29 protein-coding genes are annotated in these 25609 nt (G+C 60.2%); 10 read left to right on the top strand and 19 right to left on the bottom strand.

The window, feature by feature from the left end; genetic code table 11:
• Window positions 1-161: 161 nt before the first annotated feature.
• From FFR93_RS20625 to FFR93_RS20640, 4 genes are all read right to left on the bottom strand, one after another.
• A complete protein-coding gene (locus FFR93_RS20625; protein ID WP_138394570.1) occupies window positions 162-1019 on the bottom strand; it encodes an AraC family transcriptional regulator in 858 nt (285 codons plus the stop codon).
• A gap of 150 nt (window positions 1020-1169) precedes the next feature.
• Window positions 1170-1880 (bottom strand): formylglycine-generating enzyme family protein, encoded by a 711-nt coding sequence (locus tag FFR93_RS20630; RefSeq protein ID WP_138394571.1) that lies wholly within the window; start codon window positions 1878-1880, stop codon window positions 1170-1172.
• A complete protein-coding gene (locus tag FFR93_RS20635; RefSeq protein ID WP_138394572.1) occupies window positions 1850-2905 on the bottom strand; it encodes an aldo/keto reductase in 1056 nt (351 codons plus the stop codon). Before FFR93_RS20635 ends, FFR93_RS20630 begins: the two co-directional genes overlap by 31 nt.
• Before the next feature lie 515 nt (window positions 2906-3420).
• On the bottom strand, window positions 3421-4329 hold the full coding sequence (locus FFR93_RS20640; RefSeq protein ID WP_246661347.1) for a LysR family transcriptional regulator: 909 nt from the start codon (window positions 4327-4329) through the stop codon (window positions 3421-3423).
• Between the two features lie 109 nt (window positions 4330-4438).
• On the opposite strand from FFR93_RS20640, the gene FFR93_RS20645 reads away from it, so the two are divergent.
• Window positions 4439-5311 (top strand): glucose 1-dehydrogenase, encoded by an 873-nt coding sequence (locus FFR93_RS20645; RefSeq protein ID WP_138394573.1) that lies wholly within the window; start codon window positions 4439-4441, stop codon window positions 5309-5311.
• 297 nt (window positions 5312-5608) lie between these two features.
• Here the strand turns inward: FFR93_RS20645 and FFR93_RS20650 are convergent, their stop codons facing one another.
• The 3 genes from FFR93_RS20650 to FFR93_RS20660 form a co-directional block, all read right to left on the bottom strand.
• A complete protein-coding gene (locus tag FFR93_RS20650) occupies window positions 5609-6076 on the bottom strand; it encodes a DUF2269 domain-containing protein (RefSeq protein WP_064708484.1) in 468 nt (155 codons plus the stop codon).
• On the bottom strand, window positions 6073-7359 hold the full coding sequence (locus tag FFR93_RS20655) for an SDR family oxidoreductase (RefSeq protein WP_138394574.1): 1287 nt from the start codon (window positions 7357-7359) through the stop codon (window positions 6073-6075). The genes FFR93_RS20650 and FFR93_RS20655 overlap by 4 nt, the downstream gene beginning before the upstream one ends.
• 835 nt (window positions 7360-8194) lie before the next feature.
• A complete protein-coding gene (locus tag FFR93_RS20660; protein ID WP_064708483.1) occupies window positions 8195-8569 on the bottom strand; it encodes a response regulator in 375 nt (124 codons plus the stop codon).
• Between the two features lie 299 nt (window positions 8570-8868).
• Between FFR93_RS20660 and FFR93_RS40965 the strand changes: the two genes are divergently transcribed.
• Entirely contained in the window at window positions 8869-9030 is a 162-nt protein-coding gene (locus FFR93_RS40965; protein ID WP_171049226.1) for a hypothetical protein, read from the top strand.
• 250 nt (window positions 9031-9280) lie between these two features.
• Here FFR93_RS40965 and FFR93_RS20665 read toward each other — a convergent pair whose 3' ends face one another.
• The 4 genes from FFR93_RS20665 to FFR93_RS20675 all read right to left on the bottom strand — a co-directional run bounded on the left by FFR93_RS20665 (window position 9281) and on the right by FFR93_RS20675 (window position 11255).
• Entirely contained in the window at window positions 9281-9580 is a 300-nt protein-coding gene (locus FFR93_RS20665) for a DUF982 domain-containing protein (RefSeq protein WP_138394575.1), read from the bottom strand.
• A gap of 302 nt (window positions 9581-9882) precedes the next feature.
• Window positions 9883-10263, bottom strand: a complete 381-nt coding sequence (locus tag FFR93_RS20670) for a DUF4142 domain-containing protein (protein WP_171049227.1) — start codon at window positions 10261-10263, stop codon at window positions 9883-9885.
• A 128-nt stretch (window positions 10264-10391) separates the two neighbouring features.
• Window positions 10392-10535: a hypothetical protein gene (locus FFR93_RS40970; protein ID WP_171049228.1), complete on the bottom strand. Its 144-nt coding sequence runs from the start codon at window positions 10533-10535 to the stop codon at window positions 10392-10394.
• A 234-nt stretch (window positions 10536-10769) separates the two neighbouring features.
• The gene (locus FFR93_RS20675; RefSeq protein WP_246661348.1) at window positions 10770-11255 is read right to left on the bottom strand and encodes an FAD-dependent oxidoreductase; all 486 of its coding nucleotides are present in this window, start codon (window positions 11253-11255) and stop codon (window positions 10770-10772) included.
• Window positions 11256-11320: 65 nt separating this feature from the next.
• Between FFR93_RS20675 and cphA the strand changes: the two genes are divergently transcribed.
• From cphA to FFR93_RS41545, 4 genes are read left to right on the top strand one after another with little or no spacing between them, the layout of a single operon-like run.
• Window positions 11321-14104 carry a cyanophycin synthetase gene (gene cphA / locus FFR93_RS20680; protein WP_138394577.1) on the top strand — a complete coding sequence of 928 codons (2784 nt, stop codon included), beginning with the start codon at window positions 11321-11323 and terminating at the stop codon, window positions 14102-14104.
• Window positions 14104-14973: an isoaspartyl peptidase/L-asparaginase family protein gene (locus FFR93_RS20685; protein ID WP_064712324.1), complete on the top strand. Its 870-nt coding sequence runs from the start codon at window positions 14104-14106 to the stop codon at window positions 14971-14973. Before cphA ends, FFR93_RS20685 begins: the two co-directional genes overlap by 1 nt.
• Complete coding sequence (locus FFR93_RS20690) at window positions 14966-15796, top strand: cyanophycinase (RefSeq protein ID WP_064708477.1); 831 nt, start codon at window positions 14966-14968, stop codon at window positions 15794-15796. The genes FFR93_RS20685 and FFR93_RS20690 overlap by 8 nt, the downstream gene beginning before the upstream one ends.
• A gap of 58 nt (window positions 15797-15854) precedes the next feature.
• Window positions 15855-16286 (top strand): hypothetical protein, encoded by a 432-nt coding sequence (locus tag FFR93_RS41545; RefSeq protein WP_246661349.1) that lies wholly within the window; start codon window positions 15855-15857, stop codon window positions 16284-16286.
• A gap of 67 nt (window positions 16287-16353) precedes the next feature.
• Here FFR93_RS41545 and FFR93_RS41970 read toward each other — a convergent pair whose 3' ends face one another.
• Both FFR93_RS41970 and FFR93_RS20700 read right to left on the bottom strand, forming a co-directional pair.
• Complete coding sequence (locus FFR93_RS41970; RefSeq protein ID WP_281407911.1) at window positions 16354-16476, bottom strand: hypothetical protein; 123 nt, start codon at window positions 16474-16476, stop codon at window positions 16354-16356.
• A gap of 34 nt (window positions 16477-16510) precedes the next feature.
• Window positions 16511-17797 (bottom strand): epoxide hydrolase family protein, encoded by a 1287-nt coding sequence (locus FFR93_RS20700; RefSeq protein ID WP_138394578.1) that lies wholly within the window; start codon window positions 17795-17797, stop codon window positions 16511-16513.
• Window positions 17798-17957: 160 nt separating this feature from the next.
• Between FFR93_RS20700 and FFR93_RS20705 the strand changes: the two genes are divergently transcribed.
• The 3 genes from FFR93_RS20705 (at window position 17958) to FFR93_RS20715 (ending at window position 20106) form a co-directional block, all read left to right on the top strand.
• Window positions 17958-18890, top strand: a complete 933-nt coding sequence (locus tag FFR93_RS20705; RefSeq protein WP_138394579.1) for a LysR family transcriptional regulator — start codon at window positions 17958-17960, stop codon at window positions 18888-18890.
• Window positions 18891-19029: 139 nt separating this feature from the next.
• Window positions 19030-19743, top strand: a complete 714-nt coding sequence (locus tag FFR93_RS20710) for an SDR family oxidoreductase (protein WP_138394580.1) — start codon at window positions 19030-19032, stop codon at window positions 19741-19743.
• A 120-nt stretch (window positions 19744-19863) separates the two neighbouring features.
• Window positions 19864-20106 (top strand): 4-oxalocrotonate tautomerase family protein, encoded by a 243-nt coding sequence (locus tag FFR93_RS20715; protein ID WP_064708575.1) that lies wholly within the window; start codon window positions 19864-19866, stop codon window positions 20104-20106.
• A 5-nt stretch (window positions 20107-20111) separates the two neighbouring features.
• Here FFR93_RS20715 and FFR93_RS20720 read toward each other — a convergent pair whose 3' ends face one another.
• Window positions 20112-20780 carry a VOC family protein gene (locus tag FFR93_RS20720; RefSeq protein WP_138394581.1) on the bottom strand — a complete coding sequence of 223 codons (669 nt, stop codon included), beginning with the start codon at window positions 20778-20780 and terminating at the stop codon, window positions 20112-20114.
• Between the two features lie 331 nt (window positions 20781-21111).
• On the opposite strand from FFR93_RS20720, the gene FFR93_RS20725 reads away from it, so the two are divergent.
• Complete coding sequence (locus FFR93_RS20725; protein WP_138394582.1) at window positions 21112-21921, top strand: SDR family oxidoreductase; 810 nt, start codon at window positions 21112-21114, stop codon at window positions 21919-21921.
• A gap of 87 nt (window positions 21922-22008) precedes the next feature.
• Here FFR93_RS20725 and FFR93_RS20730 read toward each other — a convergent pair whose 3' ends face one another.
• From FFR93_RS20730 to FFR93_RS20750, 5 genes are all read right to left on the bottom strand, one after another.
• Entirely contained in the window at window positions 22009-22644 is a 636-nt protein-coding gene (locus tag FFR93_RS20730) for an isochorismatase family cysteine hydrolase (protein ID WP_138394583.1), read from the bottom strand.
• 17 nt (window positions 22645-22661) lie between these two features.
• Window positions 22662-23213, bottom strand: coding sequence for a hypothetical protein (locus FFR93_RS20735; RefSeq protein WP_064712330.1), 552 nt, complete (start codon window positions 23211-23213; stop codon window positions 22662-22664).
• 97 nt (window positions 23214-23310) lie between these two features.
• On the bottom strand, window positions 23311-24300 hold the full coding sequence (locus tag FFR93_RS20740) for an enoyl-CoA hydratase/isomerase family protein (protein ID WP_171049229.1): 990 nt from the start codon (window positions 24298-24300) through the stop codon (window positions 23311-23313).
• A 33-nt stretch (window positions 24301-24333) separates the two neighbouring features.
• Entirely contained in the window at window positions 24334-24804 is a 471-nt protein-coding gene (locus FFR93_RS20745) for a RidA family protein (protein WP_138394584.1), read from the bottom strand.
• Window positions 24798-25523: an SDR family oxidoreductase gene (locus tag FFR93_RS20750; protein ID WP_138394585.1), complete on the bottom strand. Its 726-nt coding sequence runs from the start codon at window positions 25521-25523 to the stop codon at window positions 24798-24800. The genes FFR93_RS20745 and FFR93_RS20750 overlap by 7 nt, the downstream gene beginning before the upstream one ends.
• Window positions 25524-25609 lie beyond the last annotated feature (86 nt).

The following is a 25609-nucleotide window of genomic DNA, read 5'->3' on the forward strand; positions in this document are numbered from 1 at the left end:
AAAAGATCCTGCTGTCGAACAGCGCCACAATGGCACCGGCACCGATGGTCGCGAAGTCAGACGGCTGTCACTTCATGGCGAATGGCCGATCTCAGGGGTGCTGCCCAAGGGCTCGCCGCCGAGTTGAGCGGGGAACGGCCTCAAACGAGGGGTCCAGCAAGTCATTTATCTCGCCACCGAGAGGGCGAATGGCCCGTGTGGGAGCGGAACAAGCGCGCAAAGTGACTTGGACTCGCGATCCCGCAGAGCGCCGCGATCTCGATGATCGGCAGATCCGTCTCGCTCAAAAGACGAGCCGCTCGTTCCATACGGCGGCTGGATATCGCTTCCAAAGGGGTCTGGCCGGTTGCTCCGCGAAAGGCCCGGAAGAAGTGCCCCTCCGAGATCCCAAGCGGAAGCGACAGGTCGGATATCGCGATCGGCTCCGCCAGTCCGGCATCTATTCTGTCGTAGGTATCGCGAACCTGCCGTCTCGTCAGGGCGTATTTCACCTTCGCCCCGCGCGAACTGCCCCCTTCGCCTCTATTCATGAGATACTCGCAAAGGGCAAGGGCCATCGTTGAGCAGTAGGTCGCGTCCAGACCGCCGTCACGATGGAGAAGGCCGCTCATCTGCGCCGTCATGCCGTAAATAAAATCGTCACGGTCGATGAGGAACGACTTCCTGCCAAGGATCTGGGGGCTTCCCACGCCCGGATCAATGGCGATCGCACCCCATTCCCATGCCACATCGCGAAGCACAAGCTCGCGACTGCAACCGGCGGGCAGAAAGGAAACCATGCCCTTGACGTCGCGGCCCTCATAGCGAAATCCGTCGTCGGTTCGAAATGCGTGATGCGCGGCGCCGCCATTCAGCGTAACCATGATCAGATGGAAGTCCGGTGCAATCCTGCCTTCGACGCCTCGCGTGCGTCCCCGCCGGGCGGTTTCAAAACGACCGCCGGACCACTCTATCCGCATATGGTCCTGGGGCGCTAGGTTCAACTGCCAGCCTTCGATCTTGGTCTTCTGTTGTTGCATCAAATACTCGACTCCAGCCAATCACCCACATAGTCCATTCAGCAGAAACGATGCTCAACGATAGGACTGCTGGCCGGCGTATTCATCTGGAAATCGGACGTTATCGATCCTCGCCGTTCAACAGTGTGTGAGCCTTCTCAGCAGGCGAGGCTACGATTTAAGGTCGTAGGCGCAGCGAAAGCCGATGTAGACGACATAGAAGTCGGCAGGCTTCCACTGCATGGCTTCTTCGCGCATTTTGTCCGGGCCGTACCACCATGACCCGCCAGCCGTGAGCGCGTTATCGCCGTCTCGCTCGGCGAGCCACTCCCACACGTTGCCACCCATGTCGTAAAGCCCGTTCACGCCTTGGCGGGTGGTTCCCGCGGGGGCATGCCGAAGCCACGGATCGTTACCGTTCGTATTCGCCCCTTCCGGTGTATCTCCCGTTGGATAGGCATAGGTTTTTCCGGCGATGAAGCCCGCTCCCGATCCACTTCCATGTTCGCTATAGGCGGCACGCTTCCACTCGGCGCGGGTCGGCAGCCGGCCGCCAACTGAGGTGCAATAGTCGCGTGCCTCATACCAGCTCACATGAACGGCGGGTTCGGCCATTTCTTGCGGTCGGTTTCCAAACGGGTTTCGAAACGTCCAACCTGGGCGACGTTCCCATCCGCTCCCCCATTCGTGACCGCCGCCGTCGCGTTCAGCAGCCGTCCTCAGCCTGGTCGCGGCAGCGAAGGCGGCGAATTCGGCAATACGAACCTCAGTCCTGTCGATGGCGAACCCTGCAATTGTGACGCGGTCGTTCCCGGCCGTAGCGGCGGCCGGGAACGCAAGGAGGATGAGTGTCAGGTACGTTGTGCTTGCGGGAAAGGCCATGTGACGACGCCGCCGTATTTTTTGCCGGGATAAGGAGGTTGTTTAAGCGCATCGGCGACGCCTGTCAGCCCGGTATAATAATCCGCCATGCGTTCACGCGTCGCGCGGTCGGGCAGGTCGCCGTAGAGCGCACCCATGTTGTCGACGACGTGCTGTGGCTGGCTCGTCGCGGGGATAACATTCGTCACGGCCGGGTGGGAGATGATCCATTTTAAAAAATACTGCGCCCATGTCTCGATGCCCATCTCCTTGGCGAAGTCTGGAATGGACTGTTCCGCCACGGGCCCAAAAAGCCGCGCCTTTTCGAACGGAATGTTGACCTGAACGGCGACACCGTTGGCGGCGCAGGCATCGAGCAACCGCTGTTCGGCGGTACGCGTCAGGATCGTATAGGCGATCTGGACGAAGTCGAGCGTGCCTGTGTTCACCAGGCGCTCCATAGTGTCGTAGTATTCCGGGCTCCACTGTGTGATGCCGATATAGCGCACAGAACCCTCGGCCTTTTTCTGAGCAAGCCAGTGGCGGACTTGATCATGGTTTTCGAGACTGTGAACCTGCAGGACGTCGATGCGATCCCGCCATAGCCGTTGCCGCGATTGCCTGAGCTGCCCTTCCGAATGGCTGTTGTCGGAAAGATATTCACCGGTGGTCCAGGTCTTGTTGGTGATGAAGATGTCTTCAGCGATGCCAAGATCGGCGATGAAATCGCCGACGCACACTTCCGACATTCCATAGAGCGGCGATGTATCGATGACCCTTCCGCCATGTTCATGGAATAGGCGGACTACCTCGCGGACATGGTCGCGCGGCTCTCCTGGTTGGAGGTCGAAGGTCTCGAATGTGCCGAGGCCGATCGCCGGGATCATCTCCCCCGATTTCGGAATGGGCCGCATGATTGGGGCACGGCCAGGTTGTTGTGCGACGGCCTGTCGCATGGAGAAAGCCGAAGCGAACATCGATGTTGCGGCAACTGCCGCCACGCCGGTTAGAAAAGTCCGGCGTTTGGTTGCGAGTCCTGAGGTCATTCCAAAAATCCCTGTTGTGACCACAGGGACGTTAATCGGTACAGAGTCGCCGCGCGCTCTCTATCCTCACCATTTGCTCGATCATGATCATTTTCTGCACGCGGCGGGCTCCCACCTTGGTGCTGGTTCACAATGCAGAGGCGCAACGTGTCAGGCCCTTCTGTATAGGGGTTCATCTGCCAAATATGGCATCGGGGCGACATGGGTGGTGCCTGTCTGCTGGTCTAAGCGGACAGCGAGGAGGGCGTCCGTGAGGCGCTCGCCACCCCTTCCCCTCGTGGCCTCCGGCATGCTGGGGGCTACTTCTGTTCTACCCCTGAAGCTCTGTTCGGGGTTTGCCCCGCCGCCGGAACCGTTCAGGTGATGGGCCATCCGGACGCTCCTGCACCTGCAACAGTCCGTTTGGAAATTAATGGATAAGAGATCTCCGGATGATGCGTGTGCTCACTGCGGCATCGGCAGTCACGGAGGTACAGTAAGTACTGTACTGTACTGTCTTGCCTGTCTGCTTCTGCTCATCGCATCGGCTGCAGCACCTGTTTGGCTACATCGATAAAGGCACGCAGCTTCGGCTGGGCCTGCGCACGCTGAGGGAAGTAGAGAAACAGGCCGGGGGTCCTCGGCAGGAAGGGCTCGAGAACTCCGACGAGATAGCCGTCGTGCAATTCGGACTCCACCGCAATGTCGGCGACATAGGCGAGGCCGAGACCGGCGCGCGCGCAGGAAGCGAGCAGCGCACCATCGTTTACGATCAAGCTGCCGGGCGGATCGACGGAGAAAGTGCGGCCGTCCCGCTCGAACTCCCACCGGTAGAGGGCGCCTGACCGGGGGAAACGATAGCGGATTGCCTCATGCGCCGTCAGCTCCTGCGGCGCCTCCGGCCTTCCATGCGCGGCGAGATAAGCCGGGCTCGCCACCACCGACCAGGCGATGTCGCGCGTAAGACGCACCGCGACCATGTCGCGCGCGATATACTCGCCGATGCGTATTCCGGCATCGAAGCCACGCCCGGGCAAGTCGACCGTCGCATCCTCGACCGCAATCTCGATCGCAATTCGAGGATGCGCAAGTCTCAGCGCGGGAATGACCGGTTCGACGACAAGCGGCACCGCCATGCGTGGAACGGTAAGCCGTAGTAATCCGGAGGGCTCGTCTGTTGCTGCCGCCTCCTCGACAGCTGCGATGATTTCGGCCGCAGCCGGATTGACGCGCGCCAGCAGGGCCGCACCCGCCTCGGTCAAGCCGACGCGCCTGGTCGTGCGGACGAACAAGGGCGTTCCGAGCCTTTCTTCGAGGGCCCTCACCGCCTGGCTCACGGCAGCCGGCGAGACATCCAGCCGCGCTGCCGCCGCGGTGAAGCCACCCGCCTCCGCCACTGCGAGGAAAGCCGAAAGGCCAGAGAATGGATCCGGTCGCATGTTCATGTGCCGATTATAAACTAAAACTTCAAAATCATGAAAGCAGACACGGATTTTTCCGGCAAATACTCTCTGTTAGCCTTCCTCCATCCATCGCAGAGAGAGGAGACGAGTGATGACAGAAGAAATCACATCCGCCACGATGATGCTTCCGCGCAGGCACGTTCTAGCCGGCATGCTTGTCGCTGGCGCAACGGCTAGCACCGGGCTCACAGCGGCCCCCGCAATGGCGCAAACCCCTGGTATCCTCGAGGGCAAGGTCGCAATCGTGACCGGCGGCACCTCCGGCATCGGCGCGGTGACTGCCGCCGCGCTAGTCCGGGCCGGTGCAAAGGTCGCGTTCAATGGTCGCCGGGAAGCGCTCGGGCGCGAGGTAGAGAGCCGCCTGCGCGCCGCGGGCGGCGACGTTGCATACATTAAATCGGATGTGCGGGATGCACATCAAATCGAGCGTTTCGTGGCCGAGACCGTCGAGCGTTACGGCCGCCTCGACATCGCATTCAACAATGCCGGCATCGACCTGCCGCCGGCGCCGATCGCCGACACCGACATTGCTGGTTTCGACGATCAGATCGTTACCAATTTGCGTGGCGTATTCGTCGCGATGAAATACGAGCTGCCGCATCTCGTGCAATCACAAGGCGCTATGATCAATACCGCCTCGATCGGTGGCCGCCACGCCTTCCCGAACATCGTCGCCTACGGAGCTTCCAAGGCCGCCGTCATCCACATGACCCGCGCCGCCGCTCAGGAGTACGGCCGGCACGTGCGCATCAACGCCATCGCGCCGGGGCCGATCGAGACACCCATGCTGGAGCGCGTGCGGCGAGACTGGAAGGTGACGACGGAACAACTCGTTGCCCCTTACCCCATGCGCCGCGTCGGTACGCCAGAGGAAGTGGCCTCGCTGGTGGTGTTCCTGGCCAGCGATGCAAGTTCGTACATTAGCGGACATGTGATCGGCATCGACGGTGGCGATCTCGCCTAGTCCGATCATTGGACTAGCGACCGAAGCCGCCACCGGTCACTATCGAGCACTTCTCCGTGGCGCGTTTTCCGGTCAATACCTCCGACCTCGTCGCGACCGGACCCCGCGCCACCCTTTCCGGACCGACGCCAGTCGGCTGCCGCTTGGGTTCTTTCCCGCCTCCGACTGTCTGCTGCCACCAGTGTGTCACGTCTTGCTACCAACAACGCTACCTCTCGGCATGACCGAGCCGTCCAGCAAACCTATTCGACAGGCGAGCACCGCCTTTGCCGCGCCTTTAGCAAATGCTCACCCTGATCATTCGACCGGCCGCGTGATCATCAGCCAGATAATTCCCAAAACTGCAGCAAAGGCCGGAAAGCCGAAATAAAACCAGGTCCAGAACAGCCTATGGTATCGCGCCGGCAGCGGCTCACCATTCGCCGCGGCTTTCGTTGCAATATTGCGCATCTCCATCTGCATCCAAACGACCGGCAACCAGAAAGCACCCGTGATGAGGTAGAGAACGATCGACCAAAGGATCCACCGCTCCCACAGGGAATACCCGACATACCAGGCGAGCGCTATGCCAGTGACCGGCTGGGCGATCACGGCCGTTGTCGTAAAAACGAAATCCGCAATGACCACGATCCGCGCGACGGCGGCCACTGTCGTCGCATTGCCGGTGCGATGCGCCACCAACATGAAGAAGGCGATGCCTGCGCCGGTCCCGAGAAGAACAGTGGCACCGATAATATGCAAGAACTTGAGCACGAAATACGTCATCGCTCCTCCAAAATCGCGAGAGCAACCAGGTGCAACACGAGGATCGGCCATATCTTTGTCAGTGGACCGAGCGGCTCATTCCACAGCTCCGGTAATATCGCCGTGCCGGCCGCCGCGTAAAAGAGTGACAGCAGGACAGCTGCGTAGAGGCCCCATCGCGCGGTGCGGCGTATGGCAATGGCACATCCGATTATGATGTCTGTAAGTGCCCCGGCAATAACGCTTGGTCCCGCCAAAGCACCTGCACCGCCGGCCAGCATCAACTCGACACCCTGCTCGAAACCCGTTGTCAGCGAAATTATACCCGTGGATATCCAGAAGAGCGGCAGCAGCACAAAAATGACCGGCTTCAGGAAGTAGAGCCTGGCAAACCAGCGCTCCTGAACCGAAACTGGCCGACGTGCCAAAGCATCGTCCAACGACAAAGGCAGGATGCCGGTGGCGGCTGTCCAATCGCTTGGATTACCCACGGCACCGCGGACGATTTCCTTTGCGGCCGTGCTTCGAACTGGCGGCCGCCAGCCCAGCAATCCGGCAATGTCGCCGAGCCAATAGAGGAGGCTGGCAAGCGGGCGGGGCAGCAGATAGCGCTTAGCGGGACGCCAGCCGAGCCACCTTCGGTATCGCTCTACGATCTCATGGAACTCAAGCTGTTGCGGCCCGACGATTTCGAGCGAAAGTTTCGATGGGGCGGTTTTGTCGATAAGCCGAAGGACGGTTTCAGCAACGTCCTGCAGCTGCACCACCTGAAGCTTCCCCGTGGAAGGCATCAATGGCAGAAACGGCAGCGCGGCAAGCCCCCGAAACAATGCGCTCGAGCCGAAGGCCGCATCGCCAACGATCACCGCGGGACGCAATATTACCCAATCGAGATCGGTCTCCATCAACGCCATGTCACCGGAAAGCTTGGTGCGTGAGAATGCCGACGGCTGCTGCCGATCCACTCCGACCGCCGAGAAATGGACCATTCGGCGCACACCAGATTGCTGGCATGCACGAAATAAGGCTCGTGGCCCGCGAGCGTGGACGCCCGTCATGCTGTGCCCCATTCCGTCCTGCAGCGCGCCGGAACAGTTCACGACGGCATCTATGCCTTCGAGATGACGCAGCCAGTCGGCAGGAGCCACGGCCCTTGCCATGTCGACTTCGACCCAAGCGCCGGAGCCAGCTGCCGGCCGTTTTCCGGGACGAACCGCGTGAATGACGTCATGTTCGCTTGCCGCCAGCCGGGCGCACACCGCGCTGCCTACCAGTCCCGTCGCACCGATGACTAAGATTTTCATACTTGCGGCTTTCACGATCAAAATCCCCGAACTTCTGCCTGCGCCATTCGTTCCGATGCCAGCCCGGCAGTACCCAAGCTGTTCGGCGGATATTCGCGTCCGCGCGTATTCGTCTATTGCTGCACCGCCTGGGGCCGAGATCTGCCTTCACCAATGTCCAGATGAATAGCGTCAAGACCAGGGCTCCAGGCCGCGCTGCGACAATGGCCATGGCCGTGCGATCGTGGCTGAGATATTTAACGAATATCATGGTGCCCTCGGGCTCTTGTCGCCCGTGCACGTGCAGAAGCTGCCTTGGGCCCAAGATCCGGCGGAGCGCAGCGACCACAGTCGGAGAGGCCGCGGCAGCCGCCTCCATCGCATAACTATGTTTTCCGCGACAGGACTGAAAGTGGCGCTGAGTATGGCCCTATCTATAATGCGGCTTTTTCGCCGCCCATCGGCTGCCCCGAGGCCTCGGCATCGGTTTAGAGCGGCGCGGCCTGGCGCGGCTGCGACCAGAGTCAACGACGAGAAGGCTGCGGTTCAGTGTGATAGAGCGCCGCTGACATGCCACCGGGCCGCCCCTATCACGAGGGCATCCAGCTCTGCGAGTGCGCTCGTCATCGTTGATTTCCTCCGAAAAACTCCGCACTCCAGCCGCGTCAAGGCTTCGCAGGTTCCGGAATATCCGATGCGAGACCTCAAGAGGGTTGCTGTTGGTGGAATTTTCTGTGGCTGCTGCTTTATCAGTGCAGCTTATTGACAAGCCTGAGACAAAGCTAAGGGAGCCGTGTCGGTAAAGGTGGAGGTTTGGTTCCGTCGTGATTGTCGACAGCAATTTGCATACTTCCCGTCAGGAGCTGTATAAGGACAAGGCGGCGGCGACCTTTTCCAGGTCGATCGGTTTGCCGCAGAGCACACCCCCCTTGTACTTGGCCGGAATGACAGTCCCGTCGTAGCCGGTCGCAAAGACGAAGTTAATGTCGCGCTCCTCCAATTCATCGGCGACAGCGAAGACGAGTTCGTCACCGAGGCAGACATCGAGGATTGCCGCATCGATATGTTCGCGGCCAATAAGTCCGAGCGCGTGACCGACTTTTGCCGTCGGACCCACGATGGTTGCGCCTAGGTCTTCGAGCCTCCGGCGGGTTTCGTCGGCAAGATAATATTCGTCTTCGACGATAAGGATGCGCTTTCCTGAGAAAACTTTTTGATCGCTTTCTTCCACTGGGGCCTCTCCGAAGGAACAGGGGTAACAGCCGGCAACCCGACCGACGTCTTCGCCGGCCGAGGCGCTCGACCCGAGGAGGGAGCGCCCTCTCATCCCGCGAGCATCGACGAGAGGGCAGGCGGACGCCGCTTCGGATGGTCGCGAAGAACTCGAGATCGGCAGATGTAAATGGGCGTAGGTGATGGCTTGAACAAGGTCCACTTCCAGCTGGTACGCGAGCGGACAAAAAGCTTCAACCTGTTGCTAAGGTTTGCCACCGGACCCACATATGAGCAAAGCCTTATGGATTGATTTTTATGGTAAGCAGAATCAGGAGAACGCTGACCGTGCAGCAGCGCGCAGCGGCGTTCGAGCACACGAGTAAGGTCGCGGTGGAAACCGCTGAAGAAGAGCGTCGCCTTCGCGACGAAAAGAACGACCGCCTGCGAAAATTGCGGCTAGCGTCTACGAAGTCCTGACAGACAGAAGCTTTTGCTCACGGCTTATCTGGCATAGGAACGTTGAGCATGGACACGCCGGGGCAGCGAAATCCGCTCAGTCTTGTAGACCGCATCGACTGACCTTTAAGTCCGGTCGCCTGACAGGACCCCGCCTCACTGGGGAACACACAACGATATTCGGTCGAGCGCTGAACAACCGTGGTAGTGGTTTCGAACGGCCAACGTTATCCTTGGCCGCGGCTCAAGGTGCTGCCGTAACCAGCTCATTTCAGTACAGCTGAGGATCCTTATCTCGTGACACCTGAGAGAGAGCAACGATTTGGTCATCCGGCGCCAGCAAATCGTGTTTTTCAGCGAAGGCAACATACAGGCCGCGTGCCGTCTCCGGCTCGATTTCGCCGCGTAGCGCCGCACCGCAAGCCTTGAGCGCGACGGAATGCGCGCGATCCCGTAACGACGCTGGCCATTCGGTCAGATGCCGATATGCGTCCATCACGCTGCGGACCTCAACTGGGAATCCAAGACCAACAAGAACGGAGACAGGCTGTCTAAACATATCGGGCTTCATCATTTCTCTCCTTCCCGACCCGCGATGTTGACGGGCGCCGCGGCCATGGCGCCCTCTGATGTGTGTAAGTTCGGCCGCTTTCCGCGCTGGATCAGCCGACTGCACCCGATTTGGTTTTCGTGTGTCGCGAGTTCAAGAGGAATCGCAAACGTCGCTGCACTGATCCTGCGACAGCCTGCAGCCGTCCTAGCACATTAGCTGAGCGTGCTCTTAATGGTCCTAAGCATGACCAGATGGCTTTGAATGCCGGTTACTGCGACCATCGACGCTCCTCGTGCCATAGGGTCGTCGCCGTTTCTGGCCTAGCCTTTGTGGGTGGTTAGAAGCTCCTCATGTCCATCGATCTGGCCGTTGATGTACATGCGGTCGAATTCCGCTCCTTTTGCCGCTTGGAGCTTCTGCACCGCCGTCTGATGTTTTCCGCTGAGCCCACTAGCGCCTGGCTTGGAGCCGAACGCCTCAGCAACTGCCGCTTGTTCAGCTATCTCAAGTTCGGCAAATGTCCTGACTGCGCGGTTCCTTGCTTTGGCTACAGCGAGCTCACTCGTAGCTGTCGCAAAGTCGCCTCCCATCAGGGCTTGCAACTTTCCTTTTTCGACGCCTGCATCCTGCACAAGGACATGAGTTGCCATCGGCAACAGGCTCACCGCTGCCATTCCGAATATAACGTTCCTTCTGTCCATGGGACAATCTCCTTCGTTTGCCATGTGCACGAACAAGCTCGATGCGTTCCAGTTCCCTCAGATAAGGCGGAAGCGAATCCTTCGGAAATCTGGCACCGCAACCGGCGAATCCCGTTCACCCATCGTAGTTAGCCATAGATCCAGCTTGCGACCGCCACCGCGACCGCAACAACAACCAACGTGCCAACGAGGATGCGCATCGAAGGCGAGCGGGTGGTCTGGGGAATGGTCGTCGCGCCTCCGCGCGGCGGCCTTGTCCCTTTCTTAGTCATTAAAGCTCTCTTCGTTCGATCGCCGGTGAAGGACCCTCGTCGCGACCGCTCAACTTCCAGGAAGAAATGGAGCCGAGGGCACTGATGAGTCCGATGGTGACGATGATACCTGGGTAGGCCAGAACCAATCCGCGCGGGGAACCCTGATCAATCGACATCCTCCTCCTGCTCCTACGCGTCCTCAAGTCTGCCCTGAGTGGGTCAGGCTGCTGTCGTCCAGGGCAAGGGCAGCGGTCAGGCCGACACTTTCATCAATGATGCGCGCGCCGCGTTCACGCGTGAGATAGCGCCGCCGATGTTCGCGCCGTCCTTTGTAATTTCGACGACCCGACTTCCCGTGCGAACTTCGACGCCGATCTTTTCAAGGTATCGTGTTGCATAGGCAGAGAGATGCTTAGGAAAGGCCGCCAGAATGCGGGGGCCGGCTTCCACCAGCAGAACGCGGAGATGGTCGGGCTGAAGGTCGCGAAAGTCCTTGCTGATCATGAAGCGTCCGAGCTCCGAAATGGCGCCGGCCATTTCGACGCCGCTGGGGCCGCCGCCAATAATGATGCTCGTCAACAGCGCCTGCTTTTCGGCGGGGCTGTCCGCTCGTTCGGCCTTCTCAAATGCCAGAAGAAGGCGATGCCTGATCTCCCGCGCCTCGTGGATCGTCTTGAGACCCGGCGCCAGAGCCTGCCACTCGTCTGAGAGTGCGGTCCCGTACAGTGCCGGAACCACCGAGGCGGAGTGCGGTTGTCGTGGACCAAAGCGACCTTAGACGCATTCAACCCTGGAGAAGCAGCATGAAATCCCTCAACACCGTCACGAGCGAACGGGCGGTGAGAGCCATGGATGTGCGCGAGGCAGCCATCTATCGCGGACCGCATCTTTACAGCCAAACGCCGATGATCCGCATCCAGCTGGACTTGGGAACGCTGGAGCAGTATCCGACGGACCGCCTTCCTGGCTTCGCGGAGAAGCTCACGCAGCTGCTTCCCGGGCTACACCAACACGGCTGCTGCTACGGCGAAGCGGGTGGCTTTCTCCGCCGCATGGCGGAAGGAACCTGGCTTGGGCATGTGGCCGAGCATGTCGCCCTGGAATTGCAGAACATGGTAGGGGCCGACGTCGCCAGGGGGAAAACTCGTTCGGTGGCGGACGAGCCAGGCGTCTACAACGTCATGTTCGCCTATCAGGAAGAGGAGATTGGCCTGCTGGCCGGGCGTTTTGCGCTGGAACTGGTGGATGGCCTGCTGCCGCCAGAGCTCCAGGGTGTCTCGAGCCTCGGGAAAATCGCTGCTTCTTCACTTGGCGCCTTCGAGCTTGCCGGAGCGCTCGACGCTCTGCGCGCGCTTCATCGGGACCGGGCGTTCGGCCCGACCACGGCATCTCTCATCAAGGAGGCGGAGGTGCGCGGCATTCCCTGGCGTCGAATGGACTCGAGCAGCCTGGTGCAGCTTGGCTACGGCAAGCACCTCCGGCGTATCAGGGCGGGTTGCAGTTCGCTCACCTCGGAAATTGCGGCTGAGATCGCTAGCGACAAGGATCTGACGTGCAAGCTGCTGCAGGAGGCCGGGCTGCCGGTTCCGCGAAGCATCATCGTTGAAGATGCCGCAGCCGCAGTGCGTGCTGCACGTCGCCTTGGTTTTCCCGTCGTCACTAAGCCGATCGATGGCAATCATGGCCGCGGCGTCAATGTGGGTCTGGCCAGCGACGAGGAGGTGACGTGGGGTTTCCTACAGGCGCAGGCGCATAGTCCATCAGTCCTCGTTGAGCAGCAACTGACAGGCGCCGATCACCGCATCCTGATTGTGGCAGGAAAGCTCGTGGCCGCGGCCAAGCGAGTTCCCGCACAAGTCACCGGCGATGGACGATCGACGATCCGGGAACTGATCGAACAGGTAAACCAGGATCCACGCCGCGGCGAGGGGCACGAGGCCGCGCTGACCAAGATTGTGATAGATGAGTGCCTGCTGCATTTCATCGCAAGATCGGGTCTCAGCCTTTCGAGCGTGCCTGCCAGGCACGAGCGGGTGATGCTGCTTCCGACGGCCAACCTTTCGACCGGCGGCACTGCAGTCGACTGCACCGACGAGGTTCACCCCGGCAACGCGCTGATTGCCTGCCGGGCGGCACAGATAGTTGGTCTCGACATTGCAGGCATCGACTTTATCGCGCCGGATATTGGCCGGTCTGTCCTTGAAACAGGCGGAGGAATTATTGAGGTCAATGCCGGCCCCGGTTTCCGCATGCATCTCCATCCCTCCCAGGGACGGGCCCGTAACGTCGCGAAGCCGATTCTCGACCTTCTTTATCCGGAAGGAACGCCCTCGAGTGTGCCGATATTCGCCGTTACGGGCACGAATGGCAAGACGACCACTGCCCGGATGCTTGCCCATATTCTCTCGACCGAAGGCCATACAGTGGGGCTGACCACCAGCACCGGCATATACATAGACGGCCAGCGGATCATGAGCGGGGATTGCACAGGGCCGAAAAGCGCCCGCGTGGTCCTTGCCGAGCCGATGATCGACGTGGCGGTGCTCGAGACGGCCCGAGGCGGCATCCTGCGTGAGGGCCTGGCCTTCGACCGCTGCGACGTCGGTTGCGTGACGAATGTGGCGAGCGATCATCTCGGCTTGAAGGGCATTGGGACCGTTGAGGATCTTGCTGCCGTCAAGTCCATCGTCGTTGAGTCGGTCAGGCGCGGAGGATGGAGCATTCTCAATGCCGACAACAGCCATACGGCCGCAATGCGTGAGGAAGCAGGCGGTCAGCTATGCTACTTCTCGACAGCGCCGCAGGACCGCTGGCCCGATTTCCTGAAGGAACATGTTTGGGAAGGCGGTAGAGCCATCGTTTGCGACCTGGCATCCCAACCGCAGGATATAGTGCTTTACGATGGCGGCCACATGATGCTGGTCGCGACGGCGGATGAAATACCGGCGACCCTTGGCGGCCTGGCCGCCTTCAACGTCGAGAACGCGCTTGCGGCGGCGGCGATGGCCTATTGCGGCGGCATCGCCCTTTCGGCGGTCCGCAACGCGCTGAGCACCTTCGGAACCTCGTTCGAGCAGTCTCCCGGCCGCCTGAACATCATCGACAGGCATGGTTTAAAGATCATCGTCGACTATGCCCATAATCCCGGCGGTCTGCGTGCACTGGGCCAGCTTGTCGAAAAGCTCAAAGCGGAACACGGCAGCTGCATCGGGGTCATCGCGATCGCCGGCGACCGGCGTGATGAAGACATATTGGAAATGGGTAAGCTTTCAGGCGGCATCTTTGACCGGCTGATCTTCAAGGAAGATGAGGATCCTCGGGGCCGGCCTGTCGGTGAGGTGGCCGCCATCCTGAAGGAAGGAGCGCGACGCGCAGGTTTCCCTCCTGAAAACATCGAAATCGTCCTAAGCGAAAGACGAGCCGTCGACAAGGCTCTCGCTATGGCGCTGGAAAATGATCTCGTGGTCATCACTGCCGACGACGTGGGTCAAGTCTGGCAGCAGGCATCGCGTCAGGTCCGCAGGCGCAAAATGGAGGCCTTCGTTCCTCCCGAGATGACGGCCAAGAACGAGGCGAGGATGTCCTGATGTGGTCGATCATTCTACATGGCGGCGCCAAGACCATCACCGAAGAGGACGCAACTGCGAACCGCGCCGGCTGCCGCCGGGCGCTGGAGGCAGGTGCAGAGATCCTGAAGAACGGCGGGAACTGCGTCGATGCCGTTGAAGCGGCAGTATGCGTTTTGGAAGATGATCCGACTTTCAATGCCGGTTATGGCAGCGCGCGCAATGCCGATGGCGAGGTTGAAATGTGCGCAGCGCTGATGGAAGGAGCGAGTTTCAACGTCGGAGCCGTGGCCGTTGCCAAGGGTCTACGCAATCCGATATCCGTCGCCAAGGCGATGCTCTATGAAGAGCCTGTCCTGATTGCCGGCGACTGTGCAAGGGCGTTCGCTGCTGAAGCGGGGGAGAGGCTCTGTGACGCCGACGCAATGAATGCATTGCCCAAAGGATCGGCACACGAGGAAAGAGGACACGACACCGTCGGCTGTATCGCGCTCGACGAGAACGGCCGTCTTGCGACAGCCGTCTCCACCGGAGGCCTTGAGGGCGCGCCGGCCGGAAGAGTCGGCGACTCGCCGCAGCCCGGCTGCGGCTTTTACTGCGACGACAATATCGGCGGCGTCGTCTTCTCCGGCGACGGTGAGCAGATCGCGCGAATGATCCTCGCGGCGCGGGTGATCCAGGCGCTGGAGGATCTGTCGCCCGACCGGGCGGTCGAGGCGGCGCTGACTCATCTGGAGCGCACCGGCGGCGAAGCGGGCGGCATCGTATTGACGCCCGACGGAAAGTTCGGCTGGGGCCATAACAGCGAAGATTTCGCGGTTGCTTTCGCAAGCAGCGCCCATCCTGATCCTCAGATCTACCTGAGAAAGGGGAAAACAAGCCGTGGCTAAGGAAACGAAGGTCGGGAAAACCGGCCACGGCACCCTGATCATCATTGGCGGCCACGAGGATCACGACGGCGAGCGGGTCATTCTGAAGGAGGTGGCGAGCCGCATCAAGGATGGCAAGTTGGTCCTAGCAACGGTGGCCTCGCACGAACCAGATGGCTATTTGGCGAAATACCGGTCGTCCTTTGCCGATGTTGGCGTGCCCGATGTGACCGAGCTCTATATCGACGAGCGCGACCAGGCGGCGATGGAGGAGAAGCTCGAGAGTCTGAGACAGGTCAGAGCGGTGTTTTTCTCCGGCGGGGATCAATTGCGGATCACCAGCCTGATCGGCGACACCCCCATCTACCGGCAGATTCACGACATCTTCGCCGGCGGCGGGGTCATCGCGGGAACCTCGGCGGGCGCTTCGGCAATGAGCGAGACGATGTTAGTGCGCGGGCGGAATGCCTCGTCCTTCCGTATCGGCGATATCAGCATGGCTACCGGCCTTGGGCTTCTTCCGAACGTGATCATCGACCAGCATTTTGCCGAACGCGGGAGGATCGGCCGCCTCATCGGTGCCGTCTCGCAGAACCCTCGCGTGCTCGGCATCGGGATCGACGAAGACACCGCGATTGTAGTTCAAGGCCATCAGTTCCGGGTGATAGGCAGCGGAGCCGTCTATCTCGTCGACGGCGGCGATGTCACCCATTCGAACATTGCCGAAGCTTCTCCTGAGGAAGCTCTATCGATCTACGATCTCAGGCTTCATGTGCTGAGCTCCGGCGATCGGTTCGACCTCGAAACACGTCGGCCTGTCCGGGAGCCGCATAAGGAAGGCTGAGTCCAACGCGCTCTTCCACGGCTGCCGCCTTACATCAGACAGCGGCGCTATCGCCGGATTGACGCCCGCTGCGCCGGTGGATAGACGAGTCGAAGCTAGGGAAGACGTCATCGCTATCGCGGGCGGTGTTGGCATGTTTCACGGTCGTGGCGCTGCGTTTCTTGAACGCGGACGCAAAGGACGCTTCGCGCCTGGCGACCAGCGATTTCCGTTCACTAAGTCAGAGATTAGGCGCATGATCTACCTTGAGGAGATGGCCATGGATCGGGCAATGGCGGAGAAACATTTGCAGCAGGCGCGCGAGCATGTCGCCTTGGGAGAAATGCATCTTGCTCGGCAGCGCGAAATACTGGCCGAGCTGACTCATCGTGGCGCCGACCTCACGGAAGCCAAACGGCTTCTGACGAATTTCGAAGAATTCCAAGTCATCCATCTTGCTCACCTCGACAGGCTCAAAGCGGAACTTGCCTTGCCAAGAGGAGCAGCGTGAGGCGAGAAGCCCACGACAAGATCGAGGGCTCAGATCCTAGCAAGAGTCTGATCGATGACGCACTAATTCACCTCCAGTTTGGAAATCCGGCATCCGGGCAGTTGATGAGTTTCGAACCATCGACCAGGCGGTCGATGACGAGCGACGCTTCGAATGAAACGCTGTAGCTAGAGCCGAACTCGATCTTCATCGAGTCCGGCTTTGTTTAGAGTAATTGTCGAAGGTCAGATGCGAACGGTGCGGAAAGCGGTCCGCAGCTCGTCGCAGAACACTTCGGTCTGCTCCCAGGCGGCGAAGTGGCCGCCCTTGGCCAGCTTGTTGAAGTGGATCAGGTTCGGATAAGCCTTTTCGGTCCAGCTTCGAGGCGCCGCATAGATCTCGTCGGGAAAGACGCTGACCGCCACCGGTATCTTGACGTTCTTCGGCTGAAAGAACGCCAGCTTGTTCTCCCAGTACAGCCGCGCTGACGAAACCGCGGTGTTCGTCAGCCAGTAGAGTGTAACGTTGTCGAGGATATCATCACGACTGAGGCCCTCCGTCTTTCCGTCGAAAATCCGCGCGATGAGCTCATAGCTGCGGATATCATGGTCGATCATCCAAGCGGCGAGCCCGACCGGAGAATCCGCAATGGCGATCAGCGTCTGGGGCCGGTTTGCCATCTCGATCGCATATCCGAGACCATGGGTGTAGAAGTCGGCGAGCTGATCGTAGGCATGCGACTCATCCGGCGACAATCCCACCGGCTTCTTGCCGCCGGGCTGCAAAGCCGCGGCAATGTCGTCCGGTACCGTTGCCGGCATGTTGACATGGATGCCGAGAAGTTCGGGCGGGGCGATCAGCGCCATCTGCTCGGTCACGGCATCGCCCCAGTCGCCGCCCTGCGCGACGTATCTGGTGTAGCCCAGACGTTTCATCAGCTCTATCCATGCTCGCGCGATGCGGATCGGGTCCCAGCCCTTTTCGGTCGGCTTGCCCGAGAATCCGTAACCTGGAATCGACGGGATGACGACGTCAAAGGCATCGGATACCGTGCCGCCATGTGCTGTCGGATCCGTCAGAGGTCCGATGATCTTGATCTGCTCGATGATCGAGCCCGGCCATCCGTGCGTTACGATGATCGGCAGAGCGCCGGCATGCTTCGACTTGACGTGGATGAAATGGATATCGACGCCGTCGATCTTCGTGATGAACTGGGGCAACCCGTTGAGCCTGGCTTCGATTTTTCGCCAGTCGTGGTTCTCCACCCAATATTTCGCCAGCTTCTCGATGGTTGCGGATTGAACGCCCTGCGAGCTGTCATCGACGATTTCGCGTTCAGGAAAGCGCGTTGCCGCGATCCGGCTGCGGAGATCTGCAAGCTGCTCTTCGCTTGCCTTGAATTTGAAGGGGCGGATTTCTTCGGCGCCGTTACCGGCGAATGCTATCGAGTGCGGCAAGACGCCGAGTGCGCTGGCGACAGCGGCGCCGGCCAGAAGGTTTCTGCGGGTAACGAGATTTTCGGCAGACGACATGGTGATCTCCTGTGACGATGTGGGACTTAGGAGAGCTTTCCACTTGCTGCGGCCTCAATCTATTGCACCAAGGTGTCGGCGATACCTTTAGGTGGGTCTCTTTACCTGAACGGAAAATCCTAGGATGACTGCGCAGGCATGGAGTCTGCGGAGTTGAGGAATGGATCGCATCGACGCAATGAAGGTCTTCGTCACGGCTGTGGAAGAAGGAAGCCTGGCGGGCGCGGCGCGCAAGCTCAAGCGTTCCCCAACTGCAATCAGCCGCGCGCTTGGCTTGCTTGAACAGCATGTCGGCGTCGAGTTGCTGCACCGCACGACCAGAAGCCTGAGGCTCAGCGAAGCGGGGCAGCGATATGTCGAGGCATGCCGCCGGGTTCTCATCGACCTCGAGGAGGCAGATATTATCGCCGGCGCCGAACGCTCGTCTCCCCGCGGCGTCCTGACGATCTCGGCCCCGCCGATCCTTGGGGAGGAAGTTCTTCGGCCGGTCCTCGACAGCTTCTTAAAGGCACATCCGACTGTCTCGGTCCGGCTTCTGATGCTCGACAGATTCGTCAATCTGATCGACGAGGGTGTCGACATCGCCCTGAGGATCGGAAACCTCACGGACTCCACGCATATTTCTACGCGCATCGGCGGCGATGTCAGGCGGGTGGTCGTGGCTTCGGGTGAGTACCTGGCGGATAATCCCGCGATAGCGGAGCCTTCAGACCTTTCAGGCCACCACATCATCGCATTCTCGAATTTCGGTCTTGAATCCTGGAGCTTTAGCCCGGCCGCTGAGGGAACCATCCCAAGGACAGTGCATTTCACGCCGCGCTACGTCGTCAACAGCGTCCGCGCCGCAGCTGCTTCCGCCGCGGCCGGAATAGGCGTCACAAGGCTCTACTCCTATCACGTAGCGGAATACGTCCGGGATGGCCGCCTGCAGATCGTGCTTGAGGATTACGAACCCCCGGCCCTGCCGGTGCATCTTCTCTCGCCGCAAGGCCGAACAGCTGTTCCAAAGGTGCGCGCCTTCATGGATTTCGCCGTCCCTAAACTGAGGCTGGATTTAGGACGTATCGCATCCGAGGCTGGCTCTACAAATTGATTATGCCGATTATCGGTCGAGTGTCAGCCGATCGGCAGCAATTCTCCCGGTGAATGATTGCTTCTAAATAAGTCCTACCGACGCCAGAGGGCGTGGACGCGGCCTGACAGATGGCCGAGCACTTGAAAGGATGCAAATCATGAACAGTCAACAGAAGGTCGCCATCATCACCGGTGCCTCACAAGGCATCGGAGAGGCTCTGGTCAAGGCTTACCGGGATCGCGGCTACAACGTCGTCGCCACGTCGCGGTCGATCAAGCAAAATTCGAATACCGGGGTGCACGCCGTTGCTGGCGACATCGCGAAAGCGGAAACGGCCGAGCGCGTGGTGCGGGAAGCCATTGAGCGCTTTGGCCGAATTGACGCCCTCGTCAACAATGCCGGCGTATTCGTTGCCAAGCCCTTTGTCGACTTCACGCAAGAAGATTTCGACTTGAATTTCGGCGTCAATATTTCGGGCTTTTTCCACATCACCCAGCGGGCTGCAAAGGTGATGCTTCAACAGGGCTCAGGACACATCGTCAATATCACCACCAGCCTCGTGAATCAGCCGATAGCAGGTGTGCCCGCGGCACTTGCATCGCTGACGAAGGGCGGCCTGAACTCGGTGACGCAGGAACTGGCGATCGAGTTTGCCAAGACGGGCGTCCGGGTGAACGCTGTATCGCCGGGTATCATCAAGACGCCGATGCACGCGCCGGAAACCCATGAGGCAATGTCTGCTCTGCATCCGGTCGGCCGGATGGGCGAGATCGGCGATATCGTCGACGCTGTGATCTATCTCGAAGGCGCACAGTTCGTCACCGGCGAAATCCTTCACGTCGACGGCGGACAGAACGCGGGCCGCTGGTAAGCGCTGCGATGCCAGACCAAGGAAGTCGCTCCTATCCATCCGCATCCGGGAGGCCCGCAAGCAAGCGGGCCCCCTCGCCGAATGAACGGAATTAAATTACAGAAGTTGAAAGGAATGACCATGCCAATCGTCACGGTACAGGTAACTCGGGAGGGAACCACGCCTGATCGGTCGTCGGTAACAGCCGAGGAGAAGGCGCGCATCATTGCGGGCGTCAGTCAGGTGATGCTCGACGTGCTGAACAAACCGCTGGAGTCGACTTACGTCGTGATCGAGGAAATCGATCTCGACAACTGGGGCTGGGGTGGTCTCCCGACAGCAGAGTACCGCAGGATCCTTGCCGATAAACCTTCGGCCGGCTGAACCCGTCAGGTCGGAAGAGCAGCGCCGGATTGCTCTGCGGCCATGTATTGCGCATACCAGTCCGGCCAGTTCTCGTCGTGCTTGCCTCCGGTACGCATCTCATGGTCGCCATGGGCCGCAGCGGCACGACGAAGGGCGCCGGCGAGATCATTGACAGAGGCGAATGCCGCACCGTTTCCATCAATCCGGCCAGGCAGTCGCGTCGTGACTTCCTGAAAAACCCAGCCGTTTCCATCCGGATCGCTGAATGAGGCAAATGAACCATAGCTGGCACGTGTGGGATGGGGACCGGGCAGTCTTTCTTCGCTGCCACGGTGGTGAAAGACGCCGCCGGCGTCATGGAACACACCGCTCATTTCAGCGCCTCGAGAGGCCAATGCGGCATGAACCATTTCGATGTCGGATACGATGAGATGAAGCCCCTGAGCTGACCCCGGCAGAGCCGAGGTGATCTTCGATCCGAAGATCACCGAGCATGGAGATCCAGGCGGCGTCACCTGTACGACGCGGAACCCGTCCGGGCCGGGAACATCCGCATCGAGCCGCCAGCCAAGCCCAGTATAAAATGCCTTGGCGCGGTCGACGTCTGAGACGGGAATGACAACGACTTCGAGCTTCATGTCGATGTCGCTCAAGGCGGCAGTTCTTGGATTCATTGCGTCATCAATGGTCATTTCGATCTCCTGTTGTGAATTTGCATGCGGTCCTTGCCGCCATGTCGGAGACGATGCGCTTGCGTGGGGGCAACTGTCCATTGTGCCAAGGTGTCGGTCGCTCAAGAGGAGCAGACGACTATCCATAGGTGGCGCCGATACCATCGTGCAATAGCGCTCGCCAACACCATGATCCCAACTAGGGGACCAGCTCCGGTCACGGCAGAGCCGATAGCCCCGCCTGCGACATCCGGTGTTGAAACACGCCATCCCTTCCAGGGCAGACCCAGCCGGCATGCCGGCTCCGTTCGGGAGGCAACCGTTTTTCGGAAAGCAAAGAAGGAGAAAGTCCATGGCAATTTCAAACAAAGGCACGGCGCTGATCACGGGTGGCTCTTCGGGGTTGGGTGCAATCTATGCCGACAGGCTGGCCCGCCGCGGCTACGACCTCATCCTCGTGGCTCGGAGCGAGGATGCGCTGGCCAAGGTGGCAAAGAGCGTGTCGGCGTCCACAGGACGGAGAGTCTCGGCCGTGCGCGCCGACCTTGGCCGGAGGGATGACCTCTTACGGGTGGAAGAGACACTTCGGACCAACCCGTCGATCGCAATGCTCGTGAACAATGCGGGTGTCGGAGCCGTCGAGCCGCTTCTCATGTCGGACGTGGTGGCGATGGAGCAAATGATAAATCTGAACGTCACGGCGCTCACCCGCTTGGTTTACGCAGTCGCACCCGCATTCGTCGCACGCGGCGGCGGGACGATCGTCAACATGGCCTCCGCTCTGGGCATCGCTCCTGAAATCCTGAATGGCGTCTATGGCGCGACGAAAGCGTTCGTGATCGGATTGACGTTCTCGCTGCAGAAGGAGCTTGCCGACAAGAACATCCGAATTCAGGCGGTTCTTCCGGGGGCGGTGGAGACGCCGTTCTGGGATGCGTCCGGCGGTTCATTGGACCGGCTGCCCGAAGATATCGTGATGAAGCCGGAGGACGCGGTCGATGCCGCACTTGCGGGACTGGACATTGGCGAGTTGATCACTCTTCCGTCCGTTCCGGACGCCGAAGACTGGAACGCCTATGAAGCGGCGAGGCAGAGACTGATTCCAAATCTGTCCAGGAGCATCCCGGCAGCGCGTTACAGAGTGCCGGCGCTGGCTTCGTAGCGACGGCACCGGGCGCTGGGCCATTCATCAAAAACATCCGGCGAGCGGTGGAAACGCTCGCCGGATGGTTTCTGACATTCGGTTTGGTTACGCTTCCTCGGTCAACGAGAGAGCAGCGACGACTTCCTTCGTCTCGACAATTGCGCTCGCGTAGTTCGGCAGGTTGACCTCGAGCGCGGCATGCATCATCTCCTGAGAGTAGTCTGCAACGGCGTCCTTCACCACCGTTACGTCGTAACCCAGCTCTGCGGCATAGCGCACAGTCGCCTCGATGCAGGTGTGGGCGACGAGGCCGATCACGATGATCCTCTGGACCCCATGCCGCTTCAATTCGAGATCGAGATCGGTATTTGCGAAACCACTTGAGCACCAGTGCTCCGAGGCCACGACTTCGCCGGCCTGCGGCACGAATTCTGCGCGAAACTCGCCACCCCAGGTGCCGAATTCGAAACTCCTGCGATGCCACGCCGCGCGCTGGATCGGAGCCACGTATTTCCAGTTCTCGTAGTCGCCGGGCCGGTAGCGGTGGTGCATGGCGTAGAAGACGCGCAGCTTCGCTTGCCGCGCGGCGTTGAGCACTTCGAGCATGTGCGGAACGCAGCCGTTCGCCTCGGCCACCTCTTTGATCCGAGGCCAGATCTTTCCCCCCTCCGAGATAAAGTCGTTATAGGGATCGACAACGAGCAATCCGGTATTCTTCCGGTTGAACGATAGTTGTGTCATTGCAATTCTCCTAGAGGTCAGGCCGCTTTTGTCGATGAAGCATTGCGCAAGGCGGCCCGTTCGATGCTTGCCGCAAAAAGCGGTGTTTCACCCTGGTTGTGCGCGATGGACATAGGCTGCCGTTGGGCCCGGAAGACCTCGAAAGGAATGCCCTGCCGATCCAAGAAAGCCATCATTTCGTCGGTTGCGTAGGACCTGACGCGATTAGTGAACTCGCATCGTTGTGCGTCGATTTCCTTCACACTCAGCTCCCAGGTGACGTGGATGGTCAGCCGGCCGTTTGGCGTGAATACATCAGAATCGGAGTCGAGGATAAGATGGTCCTTTTCGCCGAGGGTCTCAGTGTAGTGCTGCACCATCAGGCTTCCGCCGATCGTTTCGACATTGATCGACATCCGTGTGCCGTCAGGGGCCGTGGTAAAACCTGCGGCGATGTGCGCGGGCGAGCAGAGCTGATACTCCTTCTCCGGCAAGGTGAAGCACCATTTCGGGATGTCTACCTGCTCGATCGGCGCATTGATGATCGCAGAGAAACTTGAATCAACAATCTGATTTTCGATGCTGTGCATGTGATCTCTCCATAGCTGTTAGTGATGCTGTGCAGGGCAATCGAACCGGCTCGGTATCGCTGTCCGCGGCCGTAGCGCTGCGGGGCAGCGGTGCGGCCTAGTCGTTGCCTAAAGTCTGAGTGTAGTGCCCAAGCCGCGCTTCGATATCGGGGTTGGTCTGCAAACCCATCTCCATCAGGCGGCCGATGTTCTTCTGCGCAACGGGGCGCTGCACCGACGAGATGAAGGCATCCCAGCCGGCCCCGATCTCCGGATCCGACGGCAGGCTGGCGAAATCGACCAGGCGTTTGGTGTCTGCGATTGCCTGGCGATCGAAACCGGAAATCCTTGCGGCAAGAGCGTCGACGAAGGGATCGAGCTTGTCGTCGTCAAAGGAGCGGTTGACGTAGCCGTATTTCTCCGCCAGCTCGCCGTTGATATCGTCGGAGCCGAGCAAAACTTCCAGCGCTCTGCCGCGTCCCATAAGCCGCGGAAGGCGAGCCATCGGTCCGCCGCCCGGCACCAAACCGGCGCCGACCTCCCACTGCGACAGGATCGCTTTCTCCCTGCTGGCAAAACGCATATCGCTCGCAAGCGCGAGTTCGCTTCCCACTCCCGTCGCCCGGCCGCGGATCAGCGCAATGGAAACGACAGGCGCCTTGCTGATGCGCACCAGCATATCGGGAAGAGGATGGAGACCCGTCCGCCCCGAGGGGAGGCTGGTCGATTCTGCAAGCGGCGGGGTGAAGTTGTAGTGGGTGAGAAAAAAGCCCGGCACGGCGCTGTCGAAGACGACGATCTTCAGCTTCGGATCGGTCTCGATCTCCGCCACGACTTTTTCCATCTGCGGAATGGTTTCAGGACCGAAGATGTTGAAGGGAGGATTGTCGAAAGTGACGCGCCAATAGGCGGGCGACCGCTTGTCGATCCTGATCTGCGGCCGCTCTTTGGCCGACTGAGCTGTGACATCCGACGCGCGGTCGGATTTCTCCGCGACGAGTGTCTGCCCGGCAGGCGCCGGCGCCGGCAGCATCAGCAGCGCCGCAGCTGCGAGAAACTGCGATGACAGGGTCGCGAATGTGGTCGATTTCTGCATTTTTACGTTCATGACTGGCTCCACGGAAATTGAGCGAAGTGTTCGCTAGGTTTCGATCTCGAGGACGAGTTCGACCTCTATCGGCATTCCAAGCGGCAGGCTTGAAACGCCGAGTACGATGCGAGGTGGAACCCGTGTTTCCCCGAAGATCCGGGAAAGCAGCTCGGAAGCGCCATCGGCGACCTTAGGGTGCTCCCGGAAATCACTGGTGGTTGCGATGTAGACGCCGAGCTTGGCGATCGTCCTGATCCTGTCGAGAGATCCGAGATGCGATCTGGCGGCCGACAATCCGCTGAGGCACGCCGTTCTCGCGGCGTCGTAACCCGCTTCGACAGAGAGATCTTCACCAAGCCGCCCCAGATATTTCGGCACGTGCCCGACGACGGGGAGCATGCCGCTCAGGAACAGCAGGGGGCCGGCTTGAACCGTCTCGACGTAAGCGCCGAAGGGCGTCGGCGGAGGAGGCAGCACGAGCGCGAGTTCCCGCAGCCGCGCTTCTGCGCTCGGCGTCACCATTTACCGAGATGTGCGCCGTTGTCGACGTGCAGCACCTCCCCGGTGATGTTGGACGATTCCGCGAGAAAGACGACACCGTCGACGATTTCCTGGACCGCGGTGATGGTGCCCATGGGCGAGAGAGATTTCAGGAAGTCTTTCGAATCCGCCGCGTGCATCGGCGTGTCGACAATGCCCGGAGAAACGGCATTCACACGAATATTGTCGCCGGCAAATTCGAGCGCCAGGCTTTTGGTGATCGCGTTGAGGCCACCCTTGGTGATCATCGCCAGCGATGCATTCACGCCGGCAATCGGGTGATCGGTCAGGGACGAGGTGATGGTGATGATGCTGCCGCCGGCCTTCTGGCGGAGCATCTGCCGTACGGCCTGTTTGGTGAAATGGAGGAAGCCCTCGACGTTGGTCGCCGACAGACGCCGAAGATCCTCGATGGTGTAGTCGAGAAACGGCTTGGTCAGAAAGATGCCCGCATTGTTGACCAGCACGTCGATCGAGCCGAACTGTTCGAGTGCCGTCAGGGCCACACGCTCTGCCGTCTCAGGGTCGCTGACGTCCCCGTCGATCAGCTCAAGTCGCCCGGCCCGATCGAAGAGGGTCGTTTGGCTGATGCGCCTTGATGTCGCGACGACGTTCCAGCCCTTGTCGAGAAACGTTTTCACGAGGCCCGCACCGATCCCCTGCGAAGCGCCTGTGATGACGACTGTCTTGTGTATACTCATTCCCGTGGCTCCGTTCTGTTTGTGTGCGAGATCCCGTCACCAGGGGATGAACCGGGGCGTCTCATTGGCAGGAAATCCGTTTGAGC

The sequence above is a fragment of the Rhizobium sp. MHM7A genome (assembly GCF_005862215.1).
Classification (GTDB): Bacteria; Pseudomonadota; Alphaproteobacteria; order Rhizobiales; family Rhizobiaceae; genus Rhizobium; species Rhizobium bangladeshense.

Excerpts from the sequence above, each read along its gene's own strand:
- FFR93_RS20650 (WP_064708484.1), bottom strand. The coding sequence starts at position 6,076 with ATGACGTATTTCGTGCTCAAGTTCTTGCATATTATCGGTGCCACTGTT.
- FFR93_RS20720 (WP_138394581.1), bottom strand. The coding sequence starts at position 20,780 with ATGACCATTGATGACGCAATGAATCCAAGAACTGCCGCCTTGAGCGAC.
- FFR93_RS40965 (WP_171049226.1), top strand. The coding sequence starts at position 8,869 with ATGGTAAGCAGAATCAGGAGAACGCTGACCGTGCAGCAGCGCGCAGCG.
- FFR93_RS20730 (WP_138394583.1), bottom strand. The coding sequence starts at position 22,644 with ATGACACAACTATCGTTCAACCGGAAGAATACCGGATTGCTCGTTGTC.
- FFR93_RS20645 (WP_138394573.1), top strand. The coding sequence starts at position 4,439 with ATGACAGAAGAAATCACATCCGCCACGATGATGCTTCCGCGCAGGCAC.
- FFR93_RS20725 (WP_138394582.1), top strand. The coding sequence starts at position 21,112 with ATGGCAATTTCAAACAAAGGCACGGCGCTGATCACGGGTGGCTCTTCG.
- FFR93_RS20740 (WP_171049229.1), bottom strand. The coding sequence starts at position 24,300 with ATGAACGTAAAAATGCAGAAATCGACCACATTCGCGACCCTGTCATCG.
- FFR93_RS20665 (WP_138394575.1), bottom strand. The coding sequence starts at position 9,580 with ATGAAGCCCGATATGTTTAGACAGCCTGTCTCCGTTCTTGTTGGTCTT.
- FFR93_RS20640 (WP_246661347.1), bottom strand. The coding sequence starts at position 4,329 with ATGAACATGCGACCGGATCCATTCTCTGGCCTTTCGGCTTTCCTCGCA.
- FFR93_RS20635 (WP_138394572.1), bottom strand. The coding sequence starts at position 2,905 with ATGACCTCAGGACTCGCAACCAAACGCCGGACTTTTCTAACCGGCGTG.
- FFR93_RS20700 (WP_138394578.1), bottom strand. The coding sequence starts at position 17,797 with ATGTCGTCTGCCGAAAATCTCGTTACCCGCAGAAACCTTCTGGCCGGC.
- FFR93_RS20655 (WP_138394574.1), bottom strand. The coding sequence starts at position 7,359 with ATGAAAATCTTAGTCATCGGTGCGACGGGACTGGTAGGCAGCGCGGTG.
- FFR93_RS20670 (WP_171049227.1), bottom strand. The coding sequence starts at position 10,263 with ATGGACAGAAGGAACGTTATATTCGGAATGGCAGCGGTGAGCCTGTTG.
- FFR93_RS20710 (WP_138394580.1), top strand. The coding sequence starts at position 19,030 with ATGAACAGTCAACAGAAGGTCGCCATCATCACCGGTGCCTCACAAGGC.
- cphA (WP_138394577.1), top strand. The coding sequence starts at position 11,321 with ATGAAATCCCTCAACACCGTCACGAGCGAACGGGCGGTGAGAGCCATG.
- FFR93_RS40970 (WP_171049228.1), bottom strand. The coding sequence starts at position 10,535 with ATGACTAAGAAAGGGACAAGGCCGCCGCGCGGAGGCGCGACGACCATT.
- FFR93_RS41970 (WP_281407911.1), bottom strand. The coding sequence starts at position 16,476 with ATGAAGATCGAGTTCGGCTCTAGCTACAGCGTTTCATTCGAAGCGTCG.
- FFR93_RS20705 (WP_138394579.1), top strand. The coding sequence starts at position 17,958 with ATGGATCGCATCGACGCAATGAAGGTCTTCGTCACGGCTGTGGAAGAA.
- FFR93_RS20630 (WP_138394571.1), bottom strand. The coding sequence starts at position 1,880 with ATGGCCTTTCCCGCAAGCACAACGTACCTGACACTCATCCTCCTTGCG.
- FFR93_RS20685 (WP_064712324.1), top strand. The coding sequence starts at position 14,104 with ATGTGGTCGATCATTCTACATGGCGGCGCCAAGACCATCACCGAAGAG.
- FFR93_RS20750 (WP_138394585.1), bottom strand. The coding sequence starts at position 25,523 with ATGAGTATACACAAGACAGTCGTCATCACAGGCGCTTCGCAGGGGATC.
- FFR93_RS20715 (WP_064708575.1), top strand. The coding sequence starts at position 19,864 with ATGCCAATCGTCACGGTACAGGTAACTCGGGAGGGAACCACGCCTGAT.
- FFR93_RS20745 (WP_138394584.1), bottom strand. The coding sequence starts at position 24,804 with ATGGTGACGCCGAGCGCAGAAGCGCGGCTGCGGGAACTCGCGCTCGTG.
- FFR93_RS20625 (WP_138394570.1), bottom strand. The coding sequence starts at position 1,019 with ATGCAACAACAGAAGACCAAGATCGAAGGCTGGCAGTTGAACCTAGCG.
- FFR93_RS20735 (WP_064712330.1), bottom strand. The coding sequence starts at position 23,213 with ATGCACAGCATCGAAAATCAGATTGTTGATTCAAGTTTCTCTGCGATC.